Here is a 20,512-nt window from a genome sequence, read left to right as displayed (position 1 = left end):
TTATCCTAGATAAATAGCGTCTATAATTTCCGCTTTCTCACGATTGACTGCTTGCGCAGTAGAAGGAGCCGAAACCGCTTGCGCAGCCGGAGCATAGCTTGTAGCAGGCGCCGGATTTTGGCTTTGGTAAGAAGGAGTAGAAGAAACATTTTCTCTCCAACGAATAGGCCCTTGAGTTTGTGCAAAATCAACCTTCTCCCATAAAGGAGGTGCAGAAGGATCTGCAATATATCTTCCGTCCTGAGTAAAAGAAGTGCGAACACTCTTAATGAGTAAATGAGCAAATCCTAATATAAGAGCACAAATAAGGGCGATGATCGCGTTATTCTGCAAGGTCCACCAGAAAAGTTCAGTCTGTATCTTTACAAAATGTGCAAAATTTCCTCTTTCATATTTCATATGAAGAGAAGCCACTCTTTCCAATTTTTCTGGATGATACACCGCCATGGAAAGAAGAACACTTGGTTCAGAAATTTCAGGGAAATAAGGAGAAACAATCTGCATCAATTTATCATTCTGAAAAGTATTCTTATCTCCCAAAAGAATTGGAGTTCCAATCTGCCATTTTCTCAAATGATGTGCAGCTGTATAATTAGTAGATAAAAACTTAGGTTCTGGCTTTCTTTTCGCTCTCGCATCAGACACATAATCTTCGTTAGAAGATGCAAGAACTACTCCTGAATCATCAGTCATACTGATCTCGGAAATGATAAATCCCTCTTTATCTCCAGAAGTCACTTTCACAAGTCTTGTGAATGCAAAATTCAGATCTTCTAATCTGTCTTTGCTTAATTTTCCTTCGCTAGATTTAGAAATAGCACCGATTGTATCTCTGGCTCTTTGGTCCGAAAGATTTTTGATCTGCTCAAAGGATGCAAGAGAAGATTCCAAAAAGGACCATGCAGAGGCTCCTGCAGCGATCCCTTCGCAAATCAAAAGTGCTAAAATGAAAAATAGAATATGTTTGAAAATTTGCACCTGAGAACCTCTCTTCTTTTAAAAATCGGCCGATTTCGGCTTTTTTCTATAGAATAAAAATCCATTTAGGTGCGGATCTTGTCTTTAATCGGCCTTAAATTTTCCAGGAATTTGGACTGAAAAGCTTGGATCCATTCCTTCTTCTTATCTTCTCCGCTTGGAAGTCCCAGCTGAGAGACCGAAATCATGGATTTCCAGTCCTGCCCGCAAGGGTGGATGCACTGAAATGCGGAAAAATCATTAGAAACATTGAGAGCAATCCCGTAACTAGTGAACCAGGACTTGAACAAAACCCCCATGGAAAGAATTTTGCGATTCGGAGAAGTGGAAAGATAAAGCCCAGGAGCATTCGGATTTTTTACAAGATCCAAACCCCAAACAATCTTTGTGGAATAAATTGCAGATTCCAGGACCCAATCCAAAAATTCTGATATAGAAATTTCTCTTTTTTTTAAGTCCAAATGTACATAGGTAACGATCTGTCCGGGCTCATGGGCGGTATAATCTCCTCCTCTTTTTATGTATTGAAGAGAGATCCCGTGATCAGAAAGGAAGTCCTCATTTCGGAGAAGATTGTCGATATTATAATTGATCCCCCCGGTAATCGTAAGAGGGTGTTCCAAAAATAGAATCGATTCCCTTCTATTTTGCCGGGACTTTTCCTGGAAGAGGACGTAATCTTCATACGGAAGGGGATTTTTCAGGGAAAAAGCCTGCACACTCGTATTATTTATGGAAAAGCTGCTCGAAGTCATCTCCTTTATACTCCAAAGATCTCCGCGAGGAAGAAACCGTCAGGAACTTGCAAAACTGGTTTATCTTTCTGACGGAGTATTCTTCCAAAAATACGCCAAAGTGATTACGGAGCAAAAGTACATCCATTTGGAAGACTCTCCTTATCCGATGGAATTAAATCAGGCACTTCTTCACCTGAAAGAAAATCGTCTAATAGATGTGACCCCAAAATTGACCGAGACCGGGATCTCGGGTTATTTATTAACCTGGGTCGGAACGGAGCATGAGGACGAGATAGACCTGAACCGCCAAGAAAAAAGAATTCTTCGCAAGGTCCTGGAAAATTTCAAAGGAAGTGTTTACGACGAAAATAGAGTGTATCCGAATTTATATGAGAATTACGTGATCACTCCCCTTTTCTCGGAAATTAAGTTTAGCAAAGAAACTATTAACACGAAAATCCATTTCTTTAAGAGAAAAACGCTTTTGAATATTTCGGGCAAAATATTTAAGGTACTTTTTAGCGAGTAAACACGAATGCTCATCACTGTTTGTAAAGGTAAAATCCATAGAGCCACCGTAACCGACGCGGACCTTAATTACGAGGGAAGCCTGACGGTAGATATGGATTTGGTAGATGCCGCTGGAATGTTTCCTTATGAAAAAGTTTCTGTTGTGAATGTAAACAACGGATCCAGATTCGAGACATATCTGATCGAAGGCAAACGAGGTTCTGGGGAGATCTGTTTGAACGGCGCTGCTGCCCGTCTCGGAATGAAAGGAGACAAAGTAATTATCATCTCCTACGGCTCCTTGGAAGAAAAAGACCTTCCAAAAGGTTATAAACCACAAGTCGTTCTCGTAGACGACAAGAACCATATCAAAAAAGCCTAATTCCTTTAGGCTTTTCTAAAAACTTAATCCGCTGGACTAAATTTCCTAGTTTAGATAGAATCGATCCGTTCTGCTCCCGGAGCAAATTCTTCTCATTTTTTTGAGGAAAACGAGAAGGAACGGCTAAGTTTCGGGACTTTTAAGTCGATATTCAATATGAAGAACCGTACTGGGACAATGAATCGCATGAAATCCGTCGCAAAATTTTCTTTTATCCTATTATTCTTAATTTTGGGAAATGGCGTTTCCGGCCAAAACAATGCAGAAAAGGAAAGTAAAGGTTCCGAAGGAGTGGAATTTTATCCACTCGCTTATTACGACGATAGACTCTTAGTCAAAGAAGTTTCCTTCTTCCGTAGACATGCGGATAACGGAAAAGGCGAGTTCATGGACGTAATGGTTGAACTCGAGAATAGAGACTTCGACGCAGCAAACTTCTCCATTTATATTTTAGCAGTAAATGAAACTTCTCTTTCGAGAGTAGATGACCGCAGAGAACTGGTGCCATTCCCTAAATGGAGACAGTACGATGTGGAAGAGCAGACTAAGGTAGTAAACTTCCAAAACCTGGTTCCAGTTAAACTAGACAGTAAAAATGTTTGGGGAGAAAAGAAGTACGGGGAAGTGAAGAAGAGTTACGACGAAAAGATCGCGAAAGGAGAAAAAGTAAAATTCCCTAACCCGAATCTGGACACTCTAGTTCATTATCTTACTAATAATCCTAAGGATGCACTTCCTATCGTTCTTTATGGAGAAGAAGGTCCAGCAAAAGACAAAGTTCTGATCAGTAACTTTGTGCCTCAAACTGCAGAAGATCTTCAAAAACAAAAGCATGATACTTTGAGTAAACATACTTATACCGTTTACAACGCTAAGTACAAATCCACGATATTCTCTCACCACTACACTGAGTATCGTCCTGGATATTTTACTTTTAACAAGGTTGTAGTTTTGATCTTCAATCCTCAAAAAGAGAAGAACAAACTAGTCTATCGTAAGATCATAGACATCAACGGTTTGAAATTAGTGAACTAAGACTTATCTCTTATTAACAATCTCAGTATGAAAGAAGGATCCGAAAGGGTCCTTTTTTATTTTAGGCACGCTAAGGCACAAAGAGCGCAAAGATCCCTGTTTCTAAATTTATATCTTCTTTCCTTAGCGGCTTCGCGTGAAATCTAAATATGAAAATAGCACTGGACATTCCAGATACTTTGAATAGTACCTAACGCAATCAGGGCTAAAGTAATCATTTATGGAATATCCAGTTATCATTGAAAAAGGCCCAACAAACTTTGGAGCCTACGTTCCAGATCTGCCTGGTTGTGTTGCAGTCGGAGAGACAGAAGAAGAAGTTACAAAACTAATCAAAGAAGCTATTGAGTTTCATTTAGATGGATTGAGAAAAGACGGAGAACCTATTCCCGCCCCCTCGAGGGTAACACTCGTATCCGTATAATAAAAAAGGACCCGTAAAAAGGGTCCTTTTTTGTGCTCAGGGACTTTGACCAGACCCAGGCCGACGGTAACGATCTATGCTGCCAGGAACGAATCTTGTGGTCCAAAGTCCTCGGTCGATGTTTTTCTCCACCCAACCTTTTCCATGATCCCATCTACCATCCGATATAAAATCGAAAAAGTAAGAGGAGTTCATGTAGCGGTAGGAGTCCATGATATCTAAGATATCTCGACTCTCCGAGTCCTCAGGAGCCTCTTCGAAGAAGAAGTTGCTATCCATTCGCCTCTACCATGAATCTTTCCATCCAAATGTCCATCTTTATTTATAATCCGCCCTAAAACTTATGTCATCAATGAATAACAGGTCGCAGGCTTCAAGAGCCTGAATAGGCTTTTAGCCAATGAGAAAATAATCTGGGAAGGTCTCATTCTAAGATTCATCCCCTGATACTTTAGACTCCGGCTCTTCCCTATTCCCCTCCTTTTGGTTGGAAATGGAATAGAGAAAAGGCAAAAACCCCTGGTTTTTTTCTGGAATAGACTCCTTTCTCAAAAACTTGGATCTGGTCTTTCTGAAAGATTGTTTGGTCTGCCTGAACTTCTCCGCCTCGTCCAAAAGCCCATCCAATCGATTTTCCAGAAAAAATCTGAGTTCTTCCTGTAAATCCTCTCCGATTTTTTCGGATCCTTGTTCTGAATTTTTTGGCTCCTTCTCCATTTCCGGCCCCCATATGATATTTTAGGTTCTCCCCGGACAAACAGGTGCCCAATCCGAAGAATGGAGCGCATTTTTTTTCTTGCGACAAGGGAGTTTAGACCCAAATTTGAGGGAATGCTAAATCCGACAGAACTCACAGAAACTCTCGTCTCTGGAAAAGATATCGAACTGGAATATAGATTTATTTCGGACGAGGACCACCAGCAGATATATCTCCTACTACTTCAGGTTTTAGGAAACCTGGACAGGTTATTTCTTACGGAAGTGGTTTCTACCATTCTAAAAGAACTATTGATGAATGCGAATAAAGCGAACGCCAAGAGGCTTTTCTTCCTGAGTGAGGGGCTGAATATTAACGAGGCATCTCATTATAATAAAGGGATGAAACGTTTTCTGGAAGATATCATTCATAAATGGGATGAACAGGAAAAGATACTCAAAGGTTCCAATCTATCTGTCCGTCTTCGCGCAAAGATCATGAATCAGAACCTGATCTTTTTGATCGAAAATGATTCGGCACTTCTCCCACAAGAATCAGAAAGGATAAAAGCTAGATTAGAATCTGCAAGTAAATTCAATGATCTATCAGATGCATTTCTTTCCATGGCGGATAGCCAAGAAAGCGCGGGCCTTGGACTTGTACTCATACAGTTATTACTAAAAAACTCAGGCATAGGCTCTGATAAATTTAAGATAGAAACAGATGGAAAGATCACAAGAGCTACCTTAGTGATACCAAAACAAATTGTTCCATTGGATGTTGCTACAAAACTCAAAGACAGGATCTTGGCAGAAGTAGACGGACTTCCCCCTCTTCCTCATACTCTTACAAGGATAATAAATCTTTGTAACAATCCTGATTCAGATCTCGGTGTGATCGCAAACGAAATAGAAAGAAACCCTGCCATCAGTGCTGATCTTCTTAAACTTTCTAACTCAGCAGGTTTCGCGAGTAGGAATAAGGTAAATACAATCGTCCAAGCTGTTAAGGTTGTGGGACTGAAGAACGTCCGAAATCTTTTGTATGTATCAGGCGTGCGAAAGATCATGGAAGGAAGATATTCTAAACTACAAGAAGTATGGAATCATTCCAACCTTGCGAGTTTTTTCGCGAGGCAGGTTTCTCAAAGAGCGGGACTCGGAAAACTTTCTGATATCGCTGCAGTCGGTGCCTTACTCCATGATTTAGGAAAATTCATTTTGCTTTCATTGGATCCAACATTATTCAAACGTTTGGCATCTTACCAAAAGCATAGAGATCTTTCCAATTCCACGATCTTAGAAGAAATTTCTACAGGTATTTCTCATCCAACTCTGGGAGCAATGCTTGCCAGAAAATGGGATTTCCCTCCGGACCTTGTTCATATGATCGAATTTCATCATAGAGCCTTCATGGCAACTAACACGATTTATACGGATTTAGTTGATTCTGTATACGTCGCAAATATGATGTGCGATTATCTGGATAAAAAAACCAGCTATTATGCAGCTGACTCGAGTATACTAAAAAAATTCCAGTTAGATGATAAGGCAAAGTTCGAAGAGACCTGCGAAAAATTAGCAAAGGCCTACGTGATCGCGAATGAAGAAAACTGAATCCAATAATCTACTCAATTTACACGGAATTAAGTTTTATAGATCGGGGACTCCTATTCTGGATGGGATCGACTTTCAGATCAATTCCGGAGAACACTGGGTACTCTTAGGTCGGAATGGTGCAGGAAAAACCACGCTTGTAAATTTGATCTATGGTTCTGTTTGGCCGACTGCAGGTAGGATCAATCTTTTTGGAGAAACATTCGGAGAAACTCCACTCCAGATCTTACGAAATAAGATTGGTATCTTAGATTCTTCCCAACAAGAAAGCGCACTCCAAAAAAGTCTTACAGTTTATGATGTTCTTCTCACTGGTTTTTTTCATACCATAGGTTTTTATAGAGAATCAAATGCTTGGGAAGAAAAAGAAGCAGAACGAATTTTAGAAGAGAACGGTTTCGGCGCTAAAAGAAACCAATTATTCCGCACTCTATCATCAGGAGAAAAGAAGAAGGTACTTTTCTTAAGAGCAATGTGCACTTCTCCTGAATTTGTGATCTTAGACGAGCCTTGCTCAGGATTAGACCTAACTGCAAGAGAGGAATTTATAGACTTCTTAGATGAATATAAGAAGAATCGCAACTTCACTTCTATCTATATTACTCATAGGATCGACGAGATCCCTCCATTTTACGAAAATGCAGCTCTTCTAAAATCAGGCAAAATTTTATTTTCTGGAGATATTAAGGAAGCATTCACTTCTGCAAGACTTTCAGATCTATACGATCGTAAGGTAGAAGCAGAAAATCGAAACGGCACCTGGGTCGCAGTAACCGAGAGAAAGTAGGAACGGAGACGCGGAGTTTAGAGAGACTCAGAGTTTTTCTCACGCCGAGGCACAAAGTCACAGAGAGATCTGGAATGTAGGAACTCCTACAAAGCGCAAATTCTCTATAAAGTCTTACTATTTCAAAAACGCTTACGAAACAATCTCTAGGATTAAATTCTTTACCTGAGAGCGAAGCCAGGATGGCAAAGCGACCCGTAGCTCTGCACAGGATGTGCAGGCGGAGGGGAAGGCAAAGAATTCAATCCAAAGTATTCTTATGTATTTTTGAAATAGATTTATAGATACTCCGCGTAGTCGCAGGCGGGAAATCGAGAACAGATATAATATTCTTTCTTTTTAGATGATTTTTTTCTAACTCTCTCCCCTTCTTTACATACAGGACAAATTCCATATTTGGGAGTTTTTGGTCTTTCTTTTAGCTGCTTATTGATGGCGGTTATATTCGTTTTCTTTAATTGAGTATCTAAGACTGAATAAAATTCAGAAAGAACCTTAGATCTGCTTTCTTCTCCAGAAGCAATAGAATCTAATTTTTGTTCCATTTCAGAAGTGAATTTTTCTCTGAACAGATCAGCGAACGCTGCCTGCAAGAATGCATTCACTCTTTCTCCCAGAGTTTCCGAATATAATTTTCCTTTTTCAGAATACACATACTTTCTTTTGTATAATGTTTCCAGAATAGAAGCGAATGTAGAAGGTCTGCCGATCCCTTCCTTTTCGAGCTTGGAGACAAGACTAGCTTCTGTATATCTGGAAGGAGGTTCTGTGGTTTTTTCTTGGATCTCCCAAGGCTCAGGAGTTAAACTTTCTCCTTTTTTCCAAGTGGGGAGAATGTCTGAGCTTATATTATAGATCTTCTTATAACCTGGATCGATTGTAAAAAGTTTTTCTCCTTCCCAAACTTCTCCTCCTCCGTTTGCTATAAACTCTAATCTTTTCCATGTTTCAGGTTTCATCTGAGAAGCGATTGCTCGTTTCCAGATCAGTTCGTATAATTTTTTGGAATCTTTACTTAGATTACGATCAGTAACATCGAATACAAAAGAAGGTTCTAAAAAAACATCCACAGGACGGATTGCTTCATGAGCATCCTGTGATTTCCCTTTTGTTTTTTTGAGCCTATATGTTTGGATTTTATCTGATATGAATTCTTTTCCGAATTTTGAAGCTATTTTTCTACGAATGGAATCTCTCGCATCTTCGCTCATCCGGACTGAATCAGTCCTCATATAGGTGATGAGTCCTTGGGACTTTCCTTTTCCTAGATCTGTTCCCTCATATAATTCTTGGGCCAGTTTCATTGTTTTGGATGCAGGAAATTTTAAGACTCTAAACGCTTCTTGCTGTAAAGTTGCAGTAGTAAAAGGAGGTGGAGGTAAAGTTTCTCCTAACTTCTCTTTTCTTTCCGCAATCTCTAATACTTTCGTTTTTTTTAATATAGAACCCAAAAATCCAGATGCTTCTTTTTGAGTAGAAAATGGGTCTCTTTTAGGATAAAAAATGATCTTATCATTCTCTCCGGATCCATAAAATACTGTTGCGGAAACAAGCCAAGTGGTGACTGGAATAAAACTGCGGATCTCTTCTTCTCTTTCGCAGATCCATTTTAAAGCGACTGACTGCACTCTTCCTGCTGACAGACCCTCTCCACTTACTGCTCTCCATAAAAATGGACTGACCTTATATCCAATCAGCCGATCTAAGATCCTTCTTGCTTTTTGAGAATCTACTAGATCCAGATCGATCTCATCAGGTTCCGAAATTGCCTGTAAAATTTTATCCTTCTGTATTTCTTGGAAACGAATTCGGGCGATATTCGCCTTCTTCCCTAATTTTTGGGCCAGGATATATCCTATAAATTCTCCTTCTCTATCCGGGTCGGTTGCGATGAGTATGGAAGAATGAGACTTTGCTTCTTTTAAGATAGAAGATAGGACTTTCTTTTTTCCTTTGAGAGGAACATATTCAGGCTCAAAATCTTTTTCTATTTTGATCCCGATACGATCCGTAGGAAGATCCAAAATATGCCCGAAGGTGGCGAGCACCTTATATTCTTTTCCCAAATAGGAAGAGATTGTTTTAACTTTGGTAGGAGATTCTACGATTACTAGGACAGACATTTTGGAAAGGACCACAAATACGGCCCTTCCGTATTTTTCTAATGTGGTCCTAACTCTTCAATCAAATATCCATTTGGATATGTAGGGTTATTTCTTTTGGTAACGTAATAAGGAGTTTTCCTAGGCGGCCAAAAATAGCGCAGGAAGAATGCTCTAAGTTTCAAAACAGCATATGTCAATGCGGCAACGATCGGATTTGCTTTCGGAAATCCCATTGCTTCTCTAAGAGGATTGTCCATAAGAGAATACACTGCATTATAAACCAAATATTCTAAACCAGGGATTTTAGGAATTCTAGCAGAAGCAATCTTCATTGTTGCAAGCGCAACTTGTTCTGAATCAGGAGTGCGGCGGAATTTTTCCTTTTCGAATTTTAGATTGAACTCTAACATTTCTTCGTAAGTTTCCGGAATATTTTTGATATTCATCATTTTTCCGATCCGTTTCCAAAGATAGAAGTTGGCTAGCCTTTCTTTTTCAGTGCTCTTTCTCCAACCGAACTTTTGGTTCCAACGATCCGGCTCGAATATGAAAGTTGTAAGAGTATAAAGAAAATCTTCATTCTTGATATTATATTCTTTATGGATCTGGTTCAGCCTTCTCATGGCTTCTCTTCCTCTTTCGCTATCCAGTCCATTCTCTATAAATTCTGCGAGGATGAGTGCCGTATCATCGTATCTTTTTTGTCCTGCAGATTCAAATCGTTTGGTTGTATTTAATATTTTAGAAATAGAAGGAATTGCAAATGTCCTGAAGAAGGAAATAGCTAGGGAGATCTCCACATCCTGAGGAAAATCATAACTTCCAGAAAGAAATACGATCTTCTGCGCATCCTTCTCCGCATCTAACCCATTAATTTGTTTTAATATTTTCAAACGGTTGAACATCTGTTTATTTTTCCCTTTGATAACGAACTGTTACTTTTTCCACTTTTTCGCACAGATGTTCGATTAAATTTGAAAGGCAAGCCTTTTATTAGAATGATTTTATTTCAAACAAAAGGTTCGCACGGAGATCACTGAGTTGGACTCACGCAGAGTCGCGGAGCTGCAGAGAGTTTTGTGACGTAGGAGTTCCAACCGTGCTAGTAATTGTAATTCTTGCACGCGAAGACACAAAGATAGGAAGATTTTTTTTATAACTAGAAGAAAGCTCTTTTTTCCTTAGCTAGCGGCTTTGCGTGAAAAACCGTGCTTAAATAAAAAATCCCGGTGGTTTAGGCCGGGATTCTCAAAACTTAGGCTTTGATTAAATCTTAGCCGTTAGAAGGTACTGGGAAAAGTCCTTCGATAGAAAGATATCTTTCTCCAGTGTCGTAGTTGAATGTAAGAACTGTTGCACCTTCTGGAAGCTCAGGAAGTTTTTTAGCAACCGCTGCAAGAGATGCACCGGAAGATACTCCTAAGAAAATTCCTTCTTCTTTTGCTGCACGAAGTGCATATTGAAAAGCCTCGTCCTTAGAAACTTGGATCACTCCGTCTAGTAGATCTGTGTGTAAGTTTTTAGGAATGAATCCAGCTCCAATTCCTTGGATTGGGTGTGGTCCAGGTTTTCCTCCGGAAATTACAGGAGAAGCTTCTGGCTCAACTGCGAATACTTTAGTTTTAGGGAACTTCTCCTTTAAAACTTTAGCAACTCCAGTGATATGTCCACCTGTTCCTACTCCAGTGATCAGAACATCTACTCCGTTAGGAAAATCTTTTAGGATCTCTGCTGCAGTAGTTTCAACGTGTACTTTAATATTTGCTTCGTTCTCGAACTGTTGAGGCATCCAAGCTTTTGGATTTTCAGAAACAAGTTGTTTTGCTCTTTCGATTGCTCCAGGCATTCCTTTTTCACGAGGAGTAAGATCGAATTCAGCACCGTAAGCAGCCATAATTCTTCTTCTTTCCACACTCATAGACTCTGGCATAACCAGGATCAAACGGTATCCTTTTACTGCCGCAACAAGAGCTAAACCGATTCCAGTATTTCCAGAAGTTGGCTCGATGATTACTGTATCCTTAGTGAGTTTCCCGCTTTTTTCAGCGTCCTCGATCATAGAAAGCGCGATACGATCCTTGATAGAACCGCCTGGATTGCTACGCTCTAATTTAGAATATACATTGTATTTGGATCCAAAGAGTCGGTTGATCTTTACATGTGGAGTATTACCGATAGTCTCTAAGATATTATTTGCTTTCATTAGGAATTCCTACCTCTGCAGCTGGATTTTTGTGAACTTGTCAATATATTAAACATCTTTTTCAATATATCAAATGCGATCAATGAAAAAAGATCAAAACTGTCTGGATATTTCTAAGAAGATCTAAACTTCTTTCAAGACAATTCCGGCTAAAAAGGCTTCCGTTTCTGGACCGAAAGAAAGTCCCAATCCTTTATAAACCGCATAGATACTTGAAATATGAACGTTCGAATCTCCAGGTGTGGCAGCATATCCTCGAACTTCTTTTCCATTCACTTCCAAGGCAGAGAGAGGAAATACAGCATGAGAGAAAATTCTGCCATATAATCCACGATCTCTTCCGGAGGAGAAGATTGAGTTCGTGGAAACAAGTTCAGTGATACTTAAGAATGGATCATTATTGATCTTAGAAACCAACCACTCTTTAGAAACTTCTCTCTTTAAGCGGAGATGAAAACGGATCAAATGCATATAAGGTGAATTGATCGTTACGGAAGAAGATCCCAATTTGATCTTAAACCCAAGATCCGCATATACTTCGTTCAATAATCTTCCATGGTGGGTTCCTGTTTCAGATTCAGGAAGAACAAGTAAAGGCCCAGTCACATGAGGGTCATTTTTTGCCATATCCGCATCTCTACGGATCACAAAAAAGTCAGCCTCTTCTAATATATTGGTCAACTCTTGTGGTCTTTCTGAGTAGAAGGGCCTAAGTATTCCGGCTAACGTATGGGTATTACATGTGGAAACATGTATAAACTTAGGAGGATTTTTTTCTAAGAGTGGTGAACTTTCCGGATACAAAAACTGAGGTCCGAAAGAATGTTCACTTCCTTGGGCGATAAAAATCCGGATCTGATCGTAAATTGATTCTGAATATTCAGATTTTCTTTTGTCTGCAACCCCGGGCGGAGAAGAATCGCATACAACAAAAGACTCGGACAATGCGTCCTGTTTAGAGATCCATTCCGGAAAAAAGTCGCGGACTCCATTAGAACCATCGTCTACTATGATCCCACCTTTTTCGAGCAGGGAAAGTATTTGAGGTATTTCTGATTTTTGTAATTTGTACGGTTCTACAAATACTTGGAAACTGCCAAATTTATTCTTTAATAATAATAACAAAGAAGCCAGAGGCCAACCTATGACCCCTGTCCCTCTTAAATATACACCTGGAACTTTTGTTTCGCCCACATAGTAAAGTATTCTGCATATTCCCTAAACGTATAGGAAAATTTTGAAAAATTAAACTATACTGATCCTATAAGAGAAATCTTGCAGATAATTGTTCTTATAGCTAACGTAATTTGCAGCGGTTCTCTCGATCAGGTTTCTTTCTTCTTCCGTAATGTCTCTTACTATCTTTCCAGGAGATCCCATCACCATCACTCCAGGTGGAATGATCTTACCAGGGGTAATCATTGCGCCTGCAGCCACGAAGGAGTATTCTCCTAATTCCACTCCATCCATAATGATCGCACCCATTCCTACGAATGAATTATTTTTAAGTTTGCATCCGTGAAGAACGGCTCTATGACCTACGGAAACATTATCTCCGATCTCCACCGGATGGGTATTTCTGGAAACATGGACCACTGTCATATCCTGTATATTTACATTATCTCCAATTCGAATATAATTTACATCTCCACGGATCAATGTTTGGAACCAAATAGAGGAATCTTTTCCAATCACAACATCCCCTACTACCAAAGAACCTGGAGCTAAGAAAACTCCGTCTTTGAAGATAGGACGTTTGCCCATGTATTCTAATATATTTCCAGCCACATGTACTTCTTGCATATATTTTCCCTCAATCGCGGTTCAATCTTACAACATTCCCGAAGCTGCACAAGTCCAAAATATGGATGCTTTCTTAGGCAGTATTCATACCTTAGCCCATAATGTTCTCATTGAAAAAAGAGTTCGGAGAGAAGGAAAAAAAATTTGACCGAAAGAAATTCGCTCAGGTAATTTCTATATCTCTTGTGGTGGGATTTTTATTCGCGGCCGCTATTCGGATCTGGTTTGTATTTCCATTCGTCCCAGAAACGGAAGAGATGTCTCCGGCATTCGCCAAAGGAAAAAGAATTTATATCTCACGATTTGTTCGGGATTCATCTTTATTTTTAGGTGATGTGGTACTTGTCGAACATCCTACACAAAAAGGAAAAGTAACTCTCGTCCGCATCATGGGAAAATCAGGAGACCAGATCTCAATCAAAGATAAGGTCCTTTATAGAAACGGTATCTCCGAGGTTCAGGAAAAATCAGACTTCTCCTTACAATTCAAGGACGCAAGACCCGCATTCTCCGGAACATATTCTACTCGTGACAATCTTTCTAACCTAACGATAGAAGATCGAAATTACTTTCTTCTATGTGATAACCGAGATGACTGCGTGGATTCCAGAGATTTCGGCCCCATTCCTTTCGAAAAGATCATCGGCAAAGCCCTTTAATCCGTTCCCACCTTAGAATCCGTTACAAAATCTTCAAAAAAACGGATTTTCAGGATGGTTTTGTTATAAAAACATGTATTTGAAGAGCCAAAGGCTCCTGTTTTATCAAATAACATTAAGGAAATAAAGGGAAGAAAATGACAAGAATCGCTATCAACGGTTTTGGCCGAATCGGTCGCTTGGTATTCCGTTCAGGGATCAAAGACCCAAATATTGAATTTGTAGCAATCAACGACCTAGTAACTCCGGACAACCTAGGATATCTTTTAAAATACGATTCTACTCATGGACGTTTTAACGGCACCGTAGAGCATACTGAAGACGCACTTATCGTAGACGGCAAAAAAGTTCTTTGTGTATCCGAAAGAGATCCAGAAAAACTCCCTTGGAAAGATCTGAAAGTTGACTATGTAATTGAATCTACTGGTCTATTCACTGATAGAGTCGGCGCTGAAAAACATATTAAAGCCGGAGCTAAAAAAGTGGTGATCTCTGCTCCTGCAAAAGATAAGGACATCCCTACTTTTGTAATGGGAGTGAATAACGAAAAATACGATCCAAGCAAGGATCATGTTGTTTCTAACGCTTCCTGTACTACTAACTGTCTTGCTCCAATCACTAAAGTGGTTCTAGACAATTTCGGGATCGAAGAAGGTCTGATGACCACTATTCACGCGACTACTGCAACTCAACCTACTGTTGACGGTCCTTCTAAAAAAGACTGGAGAGGTGGAAGAGGAGCAATGCAAAACATTATCCCAGCTTCTACTGGTGCTGCGAAAGCGGTTGGTCTTTGTATTCCTGAAGTAAACGGAAAACTAACTGGTATGTCTTTCAGAGTTCCAACTCCAGACGTTTCTGTTGTGGATCTAACTGTTAGAACTACTAAAGAAACCAGCCTAAAAGAAATTTCTGCAAAAATGAAAGAAGCTTCTGAAGGAGCTATGAAAGGAATTTTAGGATATACTGATGAGATGGTTGTTTCTAACGACTTCTTAAGTTCTACACTTTCGTCTATCTATGACGCGGATGCTTGTATCGAATTAAATTCCAGATTCTTTAAATTGGTTTCCTGGTATGATAACGAGATGGGTTACTCTAACAGAGTTCTAGACCTTATCCGTTACATGGTTAAAAAAGGCTAATCGATGCAGCAATTACCCAGACTCGAAAACGAGGACGTCAAGGGGAAACGAGTTTTTCTGAGGGTCGATTTTAACGTCCCTCTGGATAACGGTAAAGTTTCCGACAAGACTAGAATTGAAAAGACACTTCCTACCATTGAATTATTGGTAAAAAAAGGTGCTCGCGTTATTATCGCGAGCCACCTTGGCCGCCCTAAAGGTAAACCGGATCCTCAATATTCTATGGAACCTGTTTACGAAGTTTTTAAAGGTTTAGTTAAAACTTCTGTAATATTCTCCAAAGACGTAATTGGAGAGAATGCCGTAAAACTTTCCAAAGAACTCAAAGATGGAGAGATCCTGGTTCTGGAAAATTTACGTTTTCATAAAGAAGAAGAAGAGAATAATGCTGCCTTTTCCAAAAGTTTAGCTGCTCTTGCTGATGTGTATGTAAACGACGCATTCGGTGCGGCTCATAGAGCTCACGCTTCTACGGAAGGAATTGCACATCTTCTGCCTTCTTTTGCAGGTTTGTTGATGTACAAAGAGATCACCGAACTTTCTTCTCTTCTTTCCCGCCCTGCAAAACCTTTCGTTGCGATCATCGGAGGTTCCAAGGTTTCTTCCAAGATCAGTGTGATCAAAAACCTGATCGAAAAAGTGGACCATATTTTGATCGGTGGAGGAATGGCTTATACCTTCTTAAAATCCAGAGCGATCCCTGTTGGAAATTCATTAGTAGAAAGAGATTTCGAAGTAGAAGCTTTCCAACTGATCGAAAGAGCTGGAGTTGCAGGTGTAGATTTCCAACTTCCTGTGGATCATGTGATCGGTGATAAATTCGACGCGAACGCTAAGACCAAAACCGTAGACAAGATGGGAATTTTGGACGGTTGGATGGGAATGGATATAGGTCCTAAAACAATCTCTAATTACGAAAAAGTAATTAAGAATGCAGCAACCATCGTTTGGAACGGTCCTATGGGAGTTTTCGAATTCGATAAATTTGCACCTGGAACTATGGCGATCGCAAAAGCGGTTTCCAAGTCCAAAGCCAGGACTGTTGTAGGTGGAGGAGATTCCATCGCTGCGATCAATAAGGCTAAGGTAGAAGATAAGATCACTCACGTTTCTACTGGAGGAGGAGCCTCCTTAGAATTTTTAGAAGGTAAAAAACTCCCCGGAGTTGTTGCTCTTCTAAATCAATAATCTAAAGAACAAAAGGAAATATATATGCGCCCAAAAATTATCGCTGGTAACTGGAAAATGAATCTTTCCGAAAAGGAAGCATTGGCACTCGCAAGCGGCCTGAAAGAAAAGTCTTCTTCTCTTCCTGATAATAAAAAGGCAGTTGTATTTCCTTCTTCTATCCATCTGGCTGCGGTTGCTCGAATATTAGAAAATTCGAAAATTGCAGTCGGAGCTCAGAACATCTACCCTGCTCCTCTCACTGCTATGACTGGAGAAACCGGTCCAGACCAACTTTCCGAAATAGGTATTAAATTTGCTCTTGTTGGCCACTCAGAAAGAAGACAATTCTTAGGAGAAACAAGTGTATTTTGTAACCAAAAGATCTCATATCTAACTAAACATGGTTTTACTGCTGTATATTGTGTGGGAGAAACTCTGGCTGAAAGAGAATCGGGCAATACTTTCGAGGTCTTGAAAAAACAGATCCAAGAAGGTTTAGGTTCTATTGAAAGCGACCAATTCTCTCGTATCTGGGTAGCGTACGAACCAGTTTGGGCAATTGGAACTGGAAAAGTAGCAACCCCTGCTCAAGCACAAGAAGCACACGCATTTATCAGAAAAGAAATTTCTGGATTATTCCAAAATGGAAAAACAATCTCAGACGCTATGCCTATCCTTTATGGCGGTTCAGTAAAAGCCGATAATGTGAAGGAACTCCTATCCCAAGCGGATATAGATGGCGGGCTCGTAGGTGGGGCGAGCCAAAAACTGGAAAGCTTCTTAGCTTTATTCTAATTTATTCCTACCGTCATACAAGCCGATTAGGAATGTACTAAACGGCTTGTCAGCCTAGGGCTTGGCGGTAGTTTGGATTTAAAGCGGATTATTTCGCCAAAAAACATACCTTTTTACCTTTAGGAATTCGACTCATGGGCTTTATCACCGGAACCATTCTTGTTCTTTTCGTTTTCGTCAGTCTATTTCTGATCCTTCTTGTTATGATCCAAACAGGCAAAGGTGGAATGGGTGGAGTTCTTGGTGGAGGAGCAAGCCAATCTGTTTTTGGTTCCTCTACTGCGGATGTTTTGACTAAAGCAACCAGAGTTGCTGGACTCACTTTTTTGGCCCTATCTCTGATTCTTTCTTTCCTTTTTGCGAAGACTAGCGGATACAATACCACTCCAACGCCTGAGATCCTTCCTCCACCTATTGCGGAAGAGGCCCAGGGCAACCAAGGAGGGACAAATGCCCAAGAATCCGCGCCTAATACCGCACCAAGCACAGAAGCTCCAGCGCAACCTAAGCCTTAATTTTTATTCCTCTCCGAAGGCGGCAAGTAAGGCCGTCTTCGTTCTGCTCCTTCTTCTTTCCTTTGTTTCCTTAAACGCTCAGAACCAGGATGGGACAAAATCCCAGAACAATTCCTCGTCTTCTTCTACCCAAATGTTGAACCAACGTATCTTACGTGCTTATGAAAGCCTGAGTGTTGCGAGAGAACTTTTGAAATTCGAAAGAATGGATGCTCTTCCGATTGGGACCTTGGTAACTTGGGTGGGAAATTATCCAAACCGTAAAGGTGTGAAGATCACTAAGTTTTCCGTGACCCAATCTCCTACTCCAGGCGGGATAGAGAGAGCGGAAGAAAAGTCCATTCTTCTGGAATTTAACGGTTCTACTCTTTCTAAGGTGGTTTCTGAAATTAAAACTGCGAATTATTCTGCGGAAGACACGATCATGATCCGAATGACGGACACGACTCCTTTAGATAATAATGTGGATGATCTGGTGATTTACGCGGATAAGAACGGTAGAGAGGCAGAATATCCTCTGAATTACCTACCTGATGAGGGGGTAAACCGGGATAGATCGGAGTTTAAGAAAGAATTTTACTTAAAACTGATCGAGGATTTTTTTGTTCACGTTCTAAGACTCCAAGAAATGCAGTCTCAACATTCTTCCAGAAATCAAAAAAAATTACTGCAAAGTTATAAAGAATCCCTAGAATATTGATCCGGATGTCATCCCTAATGGAAAACCTCCACGAAAGAGCGGAGGAACTCCAAGCAATTCTGGACGGAATCACAGAGCCCCTAGTTTTAATAGACTCGGGCTTCAGGGTCCGTCGTGTAAACAAGGCCACTCTTGAATTTTCGAGTGAGCCTGACTTCCCTTCTATCCTCGGCAGAAAATGTTACGAAATTCTGTACAACCGTTCTGCAGTTTGTCCTTACTGTCCAATGAAGGATCATCACGAAAACGAACCTGACTTCGACGCACAATTCGAAGGAAAGGGAGAAGTTGGACGTGAAATTTTTCACGTTGCGAATGACCAAAAGGAAACATTATACTTAGATTTTTTCCCAATTCGTAAAGACGGAAGTATTGTTTCCATAGTGGAGAAGATCAGCAATATTACTCGTATCAAAGAAAAAGAAGAAGAGAATCTTAGGATACGTAACCTTGCTTCTCTTGGTATTTTTATCTCCGGTGTTGCTCATGAGTTGAATAATCCACTCACAGGAATGAGTCTCACACTTCAAAACTTGATGAATAATTTATCCAGTATGGATCCTGCTTTTTTTCGGAAACGATTGGAGATGATCAAAGAAGATCTGACTCGTGCAGCGATGATCGTTTTAGATGTGATCAGTTTTGCTAAACCTGATAAATTAGTAACTACAACCGCAGATATTCATGAAACCATAATGAAGGCTAAAGACTCAGTTACATGGGTTTATCCTGTTCTTTCTAAAAACACTGAATGGGAAATTTTGAGCGAACCTGGTATGACCTTCCAATTTAATCCGGTCAAGATGGAGAGATTATTCATTAATCTTTTCAAAAACTCTCTACAAGCTTACGATTATGGAGAAGGTAAGATCAAAGTAGAAGTCAGACGCACTCGTAATATGATGCATATTTTTGTGGAAGATACAGCGGGAGGAATTCCAGAAGATATGCTGGATAAAATTTTCTCCCCGTTCTTTTCCAAAAATAAGTCAGGGATCGGAACTGGTCTCGGACTTTCTATCTGCCACTCCATTGTAAGAGAACATTCAGGAGAATTGACTGTTCGTTCTTATGATAGAAGGACCAGATTTAAAATTTCTCTTCCATTAGTACAGCCAAAAGGAAACTAAATTGTCCAATCATCGTATCTTAGTAGTAGAAGATATACACTCCATCCGGGAAGCGGTAAAAGATATCCTGGTCAGAGATTACGAAGTTTTCGACGCAGAAAATTACGATGAAGCAGTCAAAATCCTTTCTAACGAGCATGTGGATCTGGTTATCACAGATATTCGTATGCCAGGAAAATCGGGATTAGATCTGATCAAAACAATCCAAAAGGAATACCCAACAGTTCAGTATTCCTTGATGACTGCTTATAATATTAACGATTATATAAACTTCGCCTACCAACATGATATCTGGAATATCATTCCTAAATATTCATTCTTGGACATCAATCTGATCACTGTGATGGTCAAAAAACTTTTGTACAAAGATATATTCGGAGTAGAAAAATACTTCGGCCCAGATTTCAAGATATTAGAAGGAAACATAGAAGAAGAATTCTTAGTTCCACCTGAAAACGGAATTGTATTCCGTAAAATCAGTTCCGACAAGGACCGCAATTATATCTGTAATCGTGTTGGCAAATTCCTGATCGAAAAAGGAGCACCGAATGCGGTCCAGCAAATCTTAGAAGAGCTTACTTCTAATGCGATGATCCGTGCGCCAAGAGACTCCAAAGGAAATTCTAAATACCAATATGAACTTCCTTCTAGAGACTTACTCGTTCCTTTAGAACATATACAACTCGCAGAAACTGATTATTTTGAGATTGGATACGGCATCGCAGAGAATTCTTATATTGTGGTAGTCCGAGATCATTTCGGTTCTTTGAACAAAAAAGAGATTTTAAAACGTTTGGACAGACATATCACTGTGGATAGTCCAACAGGTTTGCCTGCAGGTCTTGCAGATTCTCATGGTCGTGGTTTGTATATCTGTAGAGAGATCTCGGATCAGTTGATCTTTAATATAGAAAAAGACACAAGGACAGAGATTATCGCCCTATTAGATAAACAGACAAATAAGGGTTATAAGTCTCTTTCTATTTATGAGGTTTGAGACGCAGAGGAAGAAGAGTCGCTGAGATTTTCTCACGCAGAGCCGCTGAGACGCGGAGCTTTTAAAACATATAAAGGTGAAAAAAACTCAGAGGAATCCGCTGTTGGAACTCCTGCAAACTTAG

At 40.0% G+C, this 20,512-nt stretch carries 23 protein-coding genes; 14 read left to right on the top strand and 9 right to left on the bottom strand.

The window, feature by feature from the left end; genetic code table 11:
• Positions 1-978 carry an LIC_12071 family protein gene (locus tag EHQ52_RS14190; protein ID WP_135615856.1) on the bottom strand — a complete coding sequence of 326 codons (978 nt, stop codon included), beginning with the start codon at positions 976-978 and terminating at the stop codon, positions 1-3.
• 65 nt (positions 979-1,043) lie between these two features.
• Positions 1,044-1,733, bottom strand: coding sequence for a lipoyl(octanoyl) transferase LipB (gene lipB, locus EHQ52_RS14185; RefSeq protein WP_135615855.1), 690 nt, complete (start codon positions 1,731-1,733; stop codon positions 1,044-1,046).
• On the opposite strand from lipB, the gene EHQ52_RS14180 reads away from it, so the two are divergent.
• From EHQ52_RS14180 to EHQ52_RS14165, 4 genes are all read left to right on the top strand, one after another.
• Positions 1,711-2,244, top strand: coding sequence for a type II toxin-antitoxin system antitoxin SocA domain-containing protein (locus EHQ52_RS14180; protein ID WP_100709536.1), 534 nt, complete (start codon positions 1,711-1,713; stop codon positions 2,242-2,244). The two genes, lipB and EHQ52_RS14180, sit on opposite strands and share 23 nt — an antisense overlap.
• A 6-nt stretch (positions 2,245-2,250) precedes the next feature.
• Positions 2,251-2,607, top strand: coding sequence for an aspartate 1-decarboxylase (gene panD / locus EHQ52_RS14175; RefSeq protein WP_008592788.1), 357 nt, complete (start codon positions 2,251-2,253; stop codon positions 2,605-2,607).
• Positions 2,608-2,793: 186 nt separating this feature from the next.
• Positions 2,794-3,642: a hypothetical protein gene (locus tag EHQ52_RS14170; protein ID WP_135616041.1), complete on the top strand. Its 849-nt coding sequence runs from the start codon at positions 2,794-2,796 to the stop codon at positions 3,640-3,642.
• A 220-nt stretch (positions 3,643-3,862) separates the two neighbouring features.
• Positions 3,863-4,066, top strand: a complete 204-nt coding sequence (locus EHQ52_RS14165) for a type II toxin-antitoxin system HicB family antitoxin (protein WP_244244896.1) — start codon at positions 3,863-3,865, stop codon at positions 4,064-4,066.
• A 36-nt stretch (positions 4,067-4,102) separates the two neighbouring features.
• Here the strand turns inward: EHQ52_RS14165 and EHQ52_RS14160 are convergent, their stop codons facing one another.
• Positions 4,103-4,345, bottom strand: coding sequence for a hypothetical protein (locus EHQ52_RS14160; RefSeq protein ID WP_135615854.1), 243 nt, complete (start codon positions 4,343-4,345; stop codon positions 4,103-4,105).
• 150 nt (positions 4,346-4,495) lie between these two features.
• Positions 4,496-4,783, bottom strand: a complete 288-nt coding sequence (locus EHQ52_RS14155) for a hypothetical protein (RefSeq protein WP_135615853.1) — start codon at positions 4,781-4,783, stop codon at positions 4,496-4,498.
• Between the two features lie 114 nt (positions 4,784-4,897).
• On the opposite strand from EHQ52_RS14155, the gene EHQ52_RS14150 reads away from it, so the two are divergent.
• Both EHQ52_RS14150 and EHQ52_RS14145 read left to right on the top strand, forming a co-directional pair.
• Positions 4,898-6,379 (top strand): HDOD domain-containing protein, encoded by a 1,482-nt coding sequence (locus EHQ52_RS14150; RefSeq protein ID WP_135615852.1) that lies wholly within the window; start codon positions 4,898-4,900, stop codon positions 6,377-6,379.
• On the top strand, positions 6,366-7,166 hold the full coding sequence (locus tag EHQ52_RS14145) for an ABC transporter ATP-binding protein (protein WP_135615851.1): 801 nt from the start codon (positions 6,366-6,368) through the stop codon (positions 7,164-7,166). Before EHQ52_RS14150 ends, EHQ52_RS14145 begins: the two co-directional genes overlap by 14 nt.
• Positions 7,167-7,444: 278 nt before the next feature.
• Here the strand turns inward: EHQ52_RS14145 and topA are convergent, their stop codons facing one another.
• From topA to EHQ52_RS14120, 5 genes are all read right to left on the bottom strand, one after another.
• Positions 7,445-9,289: a type I DNA topoisomerase gene (gene topA, locus EHQ52_RS14140; RefSeq protein ID WP_135616039.1), complete on the bottom strand. Its 1,845-nt coding sequence runs from the start codon at positions 9,287-9,289 to the stop codon at positions 7,445-7,447.
• 38 nt (positions 9,290-9,327) lie between these two features.
• Positions 9,328-10,176 (bottom strand): oxygenase MpaB family protein, encoded by an 849-nt coding sequence (locus tag EHQ52_RS14135; RefSeq protein WP_135615850.1) that lies wholly within the window; start codon positions 10,174-10,176, stop codon positions 9,328-9,330.
• 368 nt (positions 10,177-10,544) lie between these two features.
• Complete coding sequence (gene cysK / locus EHQ52_RS14130) at positions 10,545-11,474, bottom strand: cysteine synthase A (protein WP_135615849.1); 930 nt, start codon at positions 11,472-11,474, stop codon at positions 10,545-10,547.
• Positions 11,475-11,597: 123 nt separating this feature from the next.
• A complete protein-coding gene (locus tag EHQ52_RS14125; protein ID WP_135615848.1) occupies positions 11,598-12,668 on the bottom strand; it encodes a hypothetical protein in 1,071 nt (356 codons plus the stop codon).
• A 51-nt stretch (positions 12,669-12,719) separates the two neighbouring features.
• Positions 12,720-13,277, bottom strand: coding sequence for a gamma carbonic anhydrase family protein (locus EHQ52_RS14120; protein WP_135615847.1), 558 nt, complete (start codon positions 13,275-13,277; stop codon positions 12,720-12,722).
• A 101-nt stretch (positions 13,278-13,378) separates the two neighbouring features.
• Here EHQ52_RS14120 and lepB point away from each other — a divergent pair, with 101 nt between their 5' ends.
• The 8 genes from lepB (at position 13,379) to EHQ52_RS14080 (ending at position 20,388) form a co-directional block, all read left to right on the top strand.
• Entirely contained in the window at positions 13,379-13,936 is a 558-nt protein-coding gene (gene lepB, locus EHQ52_RS14115) for a signal peptidase I (protein ID WP_135615846.1), read from the top strand.
• 137 nt (positions 13,937-14,073) lie between these two features.
• The gene (gene gap / locus EHQ52_RS14110; protein WP_135615845.1) at positions 14,074-15,081 is read left to right on the top strand and encodes a type I glyceraldehyde-3-phosphate dehydrogenase; all 1,008 of its coding nucleotides are present in this window, start codon (positions 14,074-14,076) and stop codon (positions 15,079-15,081) included.
• A 3-nt stretch (positions 15,082-15,084) separates the two neighbouring features.
• Positions 15,085-16,269 (top strand): phosphoglycerate kinase, encoded by a 1,185-nt coding sequence (locus tag EHQ52_RS20280; RefSeq protein ID WP_135615844.1) that lies wholly within the window; start codon positions 15,085-15,087, stop codon positions 16,267-16,269.
• Between the two features lie 24 nt (positions 16,270-16,293).
• Positions 16,294-17,046, top strand: a complete 753-nt coding sequence (gene tpiA / locus EHQ52_RS20275) for a triose-phosphate isomerase (protein ID WP_135615843.1) — start codon at positions 16,294-16,296, stop codon at positions 17,044-17,046.
• A gap of 134 nt (positions 17,047-17,180) precedes the next feature.
• Complete coding sequence (secG, locus tag EHQ52_RS14095; protein ID WP_135615842.1) at positions 17,181-17,561, top strand: preprotein translocase subunit SecG; 381 nt, start codon at positions 17,181-17,183, stop codon at positions 17,559-17,561.
• 43 nt (positions 17,562-17,604) lie between these two features.
• Entirely contained in the window at positions 17,605-18,261 is a 657-nt protein-coding gene (lenA, locus tag EHQ52_RS14090; RefSeq protein ID WP_135616038.1) for an endostatin-like outer membrane lipoprotein LenA, read from the top strand.
• A 5-nt stretch (positions 18,262-18,266) separates the two neighbouring features.
• On the top strand, positions 18,267-19,391 hold the full coding sequence (locus EHQ52_RS14085; RefSeq protein ID WP_086446598.1) for an LIC_12097 family sensor histidine kinase: 1,125 nt from the start codon (positions 18,267-18,269) through the stop codon (positions 19,389-19,391).
• Between the two features lies 1 nt (position 19,392).
• Positions 19,393-20,388 (top strand): response regulator transcription factor, encoded by a 996-nt coding sequence (locus EHQ52_RS14080; protein ID WP_135615841.1) that lies wholly within the window; start codon positions 19,393-19,395, stop codon positions 20,386-20,388.
• Positions 20,389-20,512: the final 124 nt, after the last annotated feature.

The sequence above is a fragment of the Leptospira koniambonensis genome, assembly GCF_004769555.1.
In the GTDB taxonomy this organism is placed as follows: Bacteria; Spirochaetota; Leptospiria; order Leptospirales; family Leptospiraceae; genus Leptospira_B; species Leptospira_B koniambonensis.
This window is presented reverse-complemented; position numbering and strand designations above follow the sequence as displayed.

Bases quoted from the DNA above. Each gene is read 5' to 3' on its own strand.
- gap (WP_135615845.1), top strand. From the start codon at position 14,074: ATGACAAGAATCGCTATCAACGGTTTTGGCCGAATCGGTCGCTTGGTA.
- EHQ52_RS14135 (WP_135615850.1), bottom strand. From the start codon at position 10,176: ATGTTCAACCGTTTGAAAATATTAAAACAAATTAATGGGTTAGATGCG.
- EHQ52_RS14120 (WP_135615847.1), bottom strand. From the start codon at position 13,277: ATGCAAGAAGTACATGTGGCTGGAAATATATTAGAATACATGGGCAAA.
- EHQ52_RS14160 (WP_135615854.1), bottom strand. From the start codon at position 4,345: ATGGATAGCAACTTCTTCTTCGAAGAGGCTCCTGAGGACTCGGAGAGT.
- lepB (WP_135615846.1), top strand. From the start codon at position 13,379: ATGTTCTCATTGAAAAAAGAGTTCGGAGAGAAGGAAAAAAAATTTGAC.
- topA (WP_135616039.1), bottom strand. From the start codon at position 9,289: ATGTCTGTCCTAGTAATCGTAGAATCTCCTACCAAAGTTAAAACAATC.
- EHQ52_RS14170 (WP_135616041.1), top strand. From the start codon at position 2,794: ATGAAATCCGTCGCAAAATTTTCTTTTATCCTATTATTCTTAATTTTG.
- EHQ52_RS14150 (WP_135615852.1), top strand. From the start codon at position 4,898: ATGCTAAATCCGACAGAACTCACAGAAACTCTCGTCTCTGGAAAAGAT.
- EHQ52_RS14165 (WP_244244896.1), top strand. From the start codon at position 3,863: ATGGAATATCCAGTTATCATTGAAAAAGGCCCAACAAACTTTGGAGCC.
- EHQ52_RS14145 (WP_135615851.1), top strand. From the start codon at position 6,366: ATGAAGAAAACTGAATCCAATAATCTACTCAATTTACACGGAATTAAG.
- EHQ52_RS14155 (WP_135615853.1), bottom strand. From the start codon at position 4,783: ATGGAGAAGGAGCCAAAAAATTCAGAACAAGGATCCGAAAAAATCGGA.
- EHQ52_RS14180 (WP_100709536.1), top strand. From the start codon at position 1,711: ATGGAAAAGCTGCTCGAAGTCATCTCCTTTATACTCCAAAGATCTCCG.
- tpiA (WP_135615843.1), top strand. From the start codon at position 16,294: ATGCGCCCAAAAATTATCGCTGGTAACTGGAAAATGAATCTTTCCGAA.
- secG (WP_135615842.1), top strand. From the start codon at position 17,181: ATGGGCTTTATCACCGGAACCATTCTTGTTCTTTTCGTTTTCGTCAGT.
- EHQ52_RS14085 (WP_086446598.1), top strand. From the start codon at position 18,267: ATGTCATCCCTAATGGAAAACCTCCACGAAAGAGCGGAGGAACTCCAA.
- cysK (WP_135615849.1), bottom strand. From the start codon at position 11,474: ATGAAAGCAAATAATATCTTAGAGACTATCGGTAATACTCCACATGTA.
- EHQ52_RS20280 (WP_135615844.1), top strand. From the start codon at position 15,085: ATGCAGCAATTACCCAGACTCGAAAACGAGGACGTCAAGGGGAAACGA.
- lipB (WP_135615855.1), bottom strand. From the start codon at position 1,733: ATGACTTCGAGCAGCTTTTCCATAAATAATACGAGTGTGCAGGCTTTT.
- panD (WP_008592788.1), top strand. From the start codon at position 2,251: ATGCTCATCACTGTTTGTAAAGGTAAAATCCATAGAGCCACCGTAACC.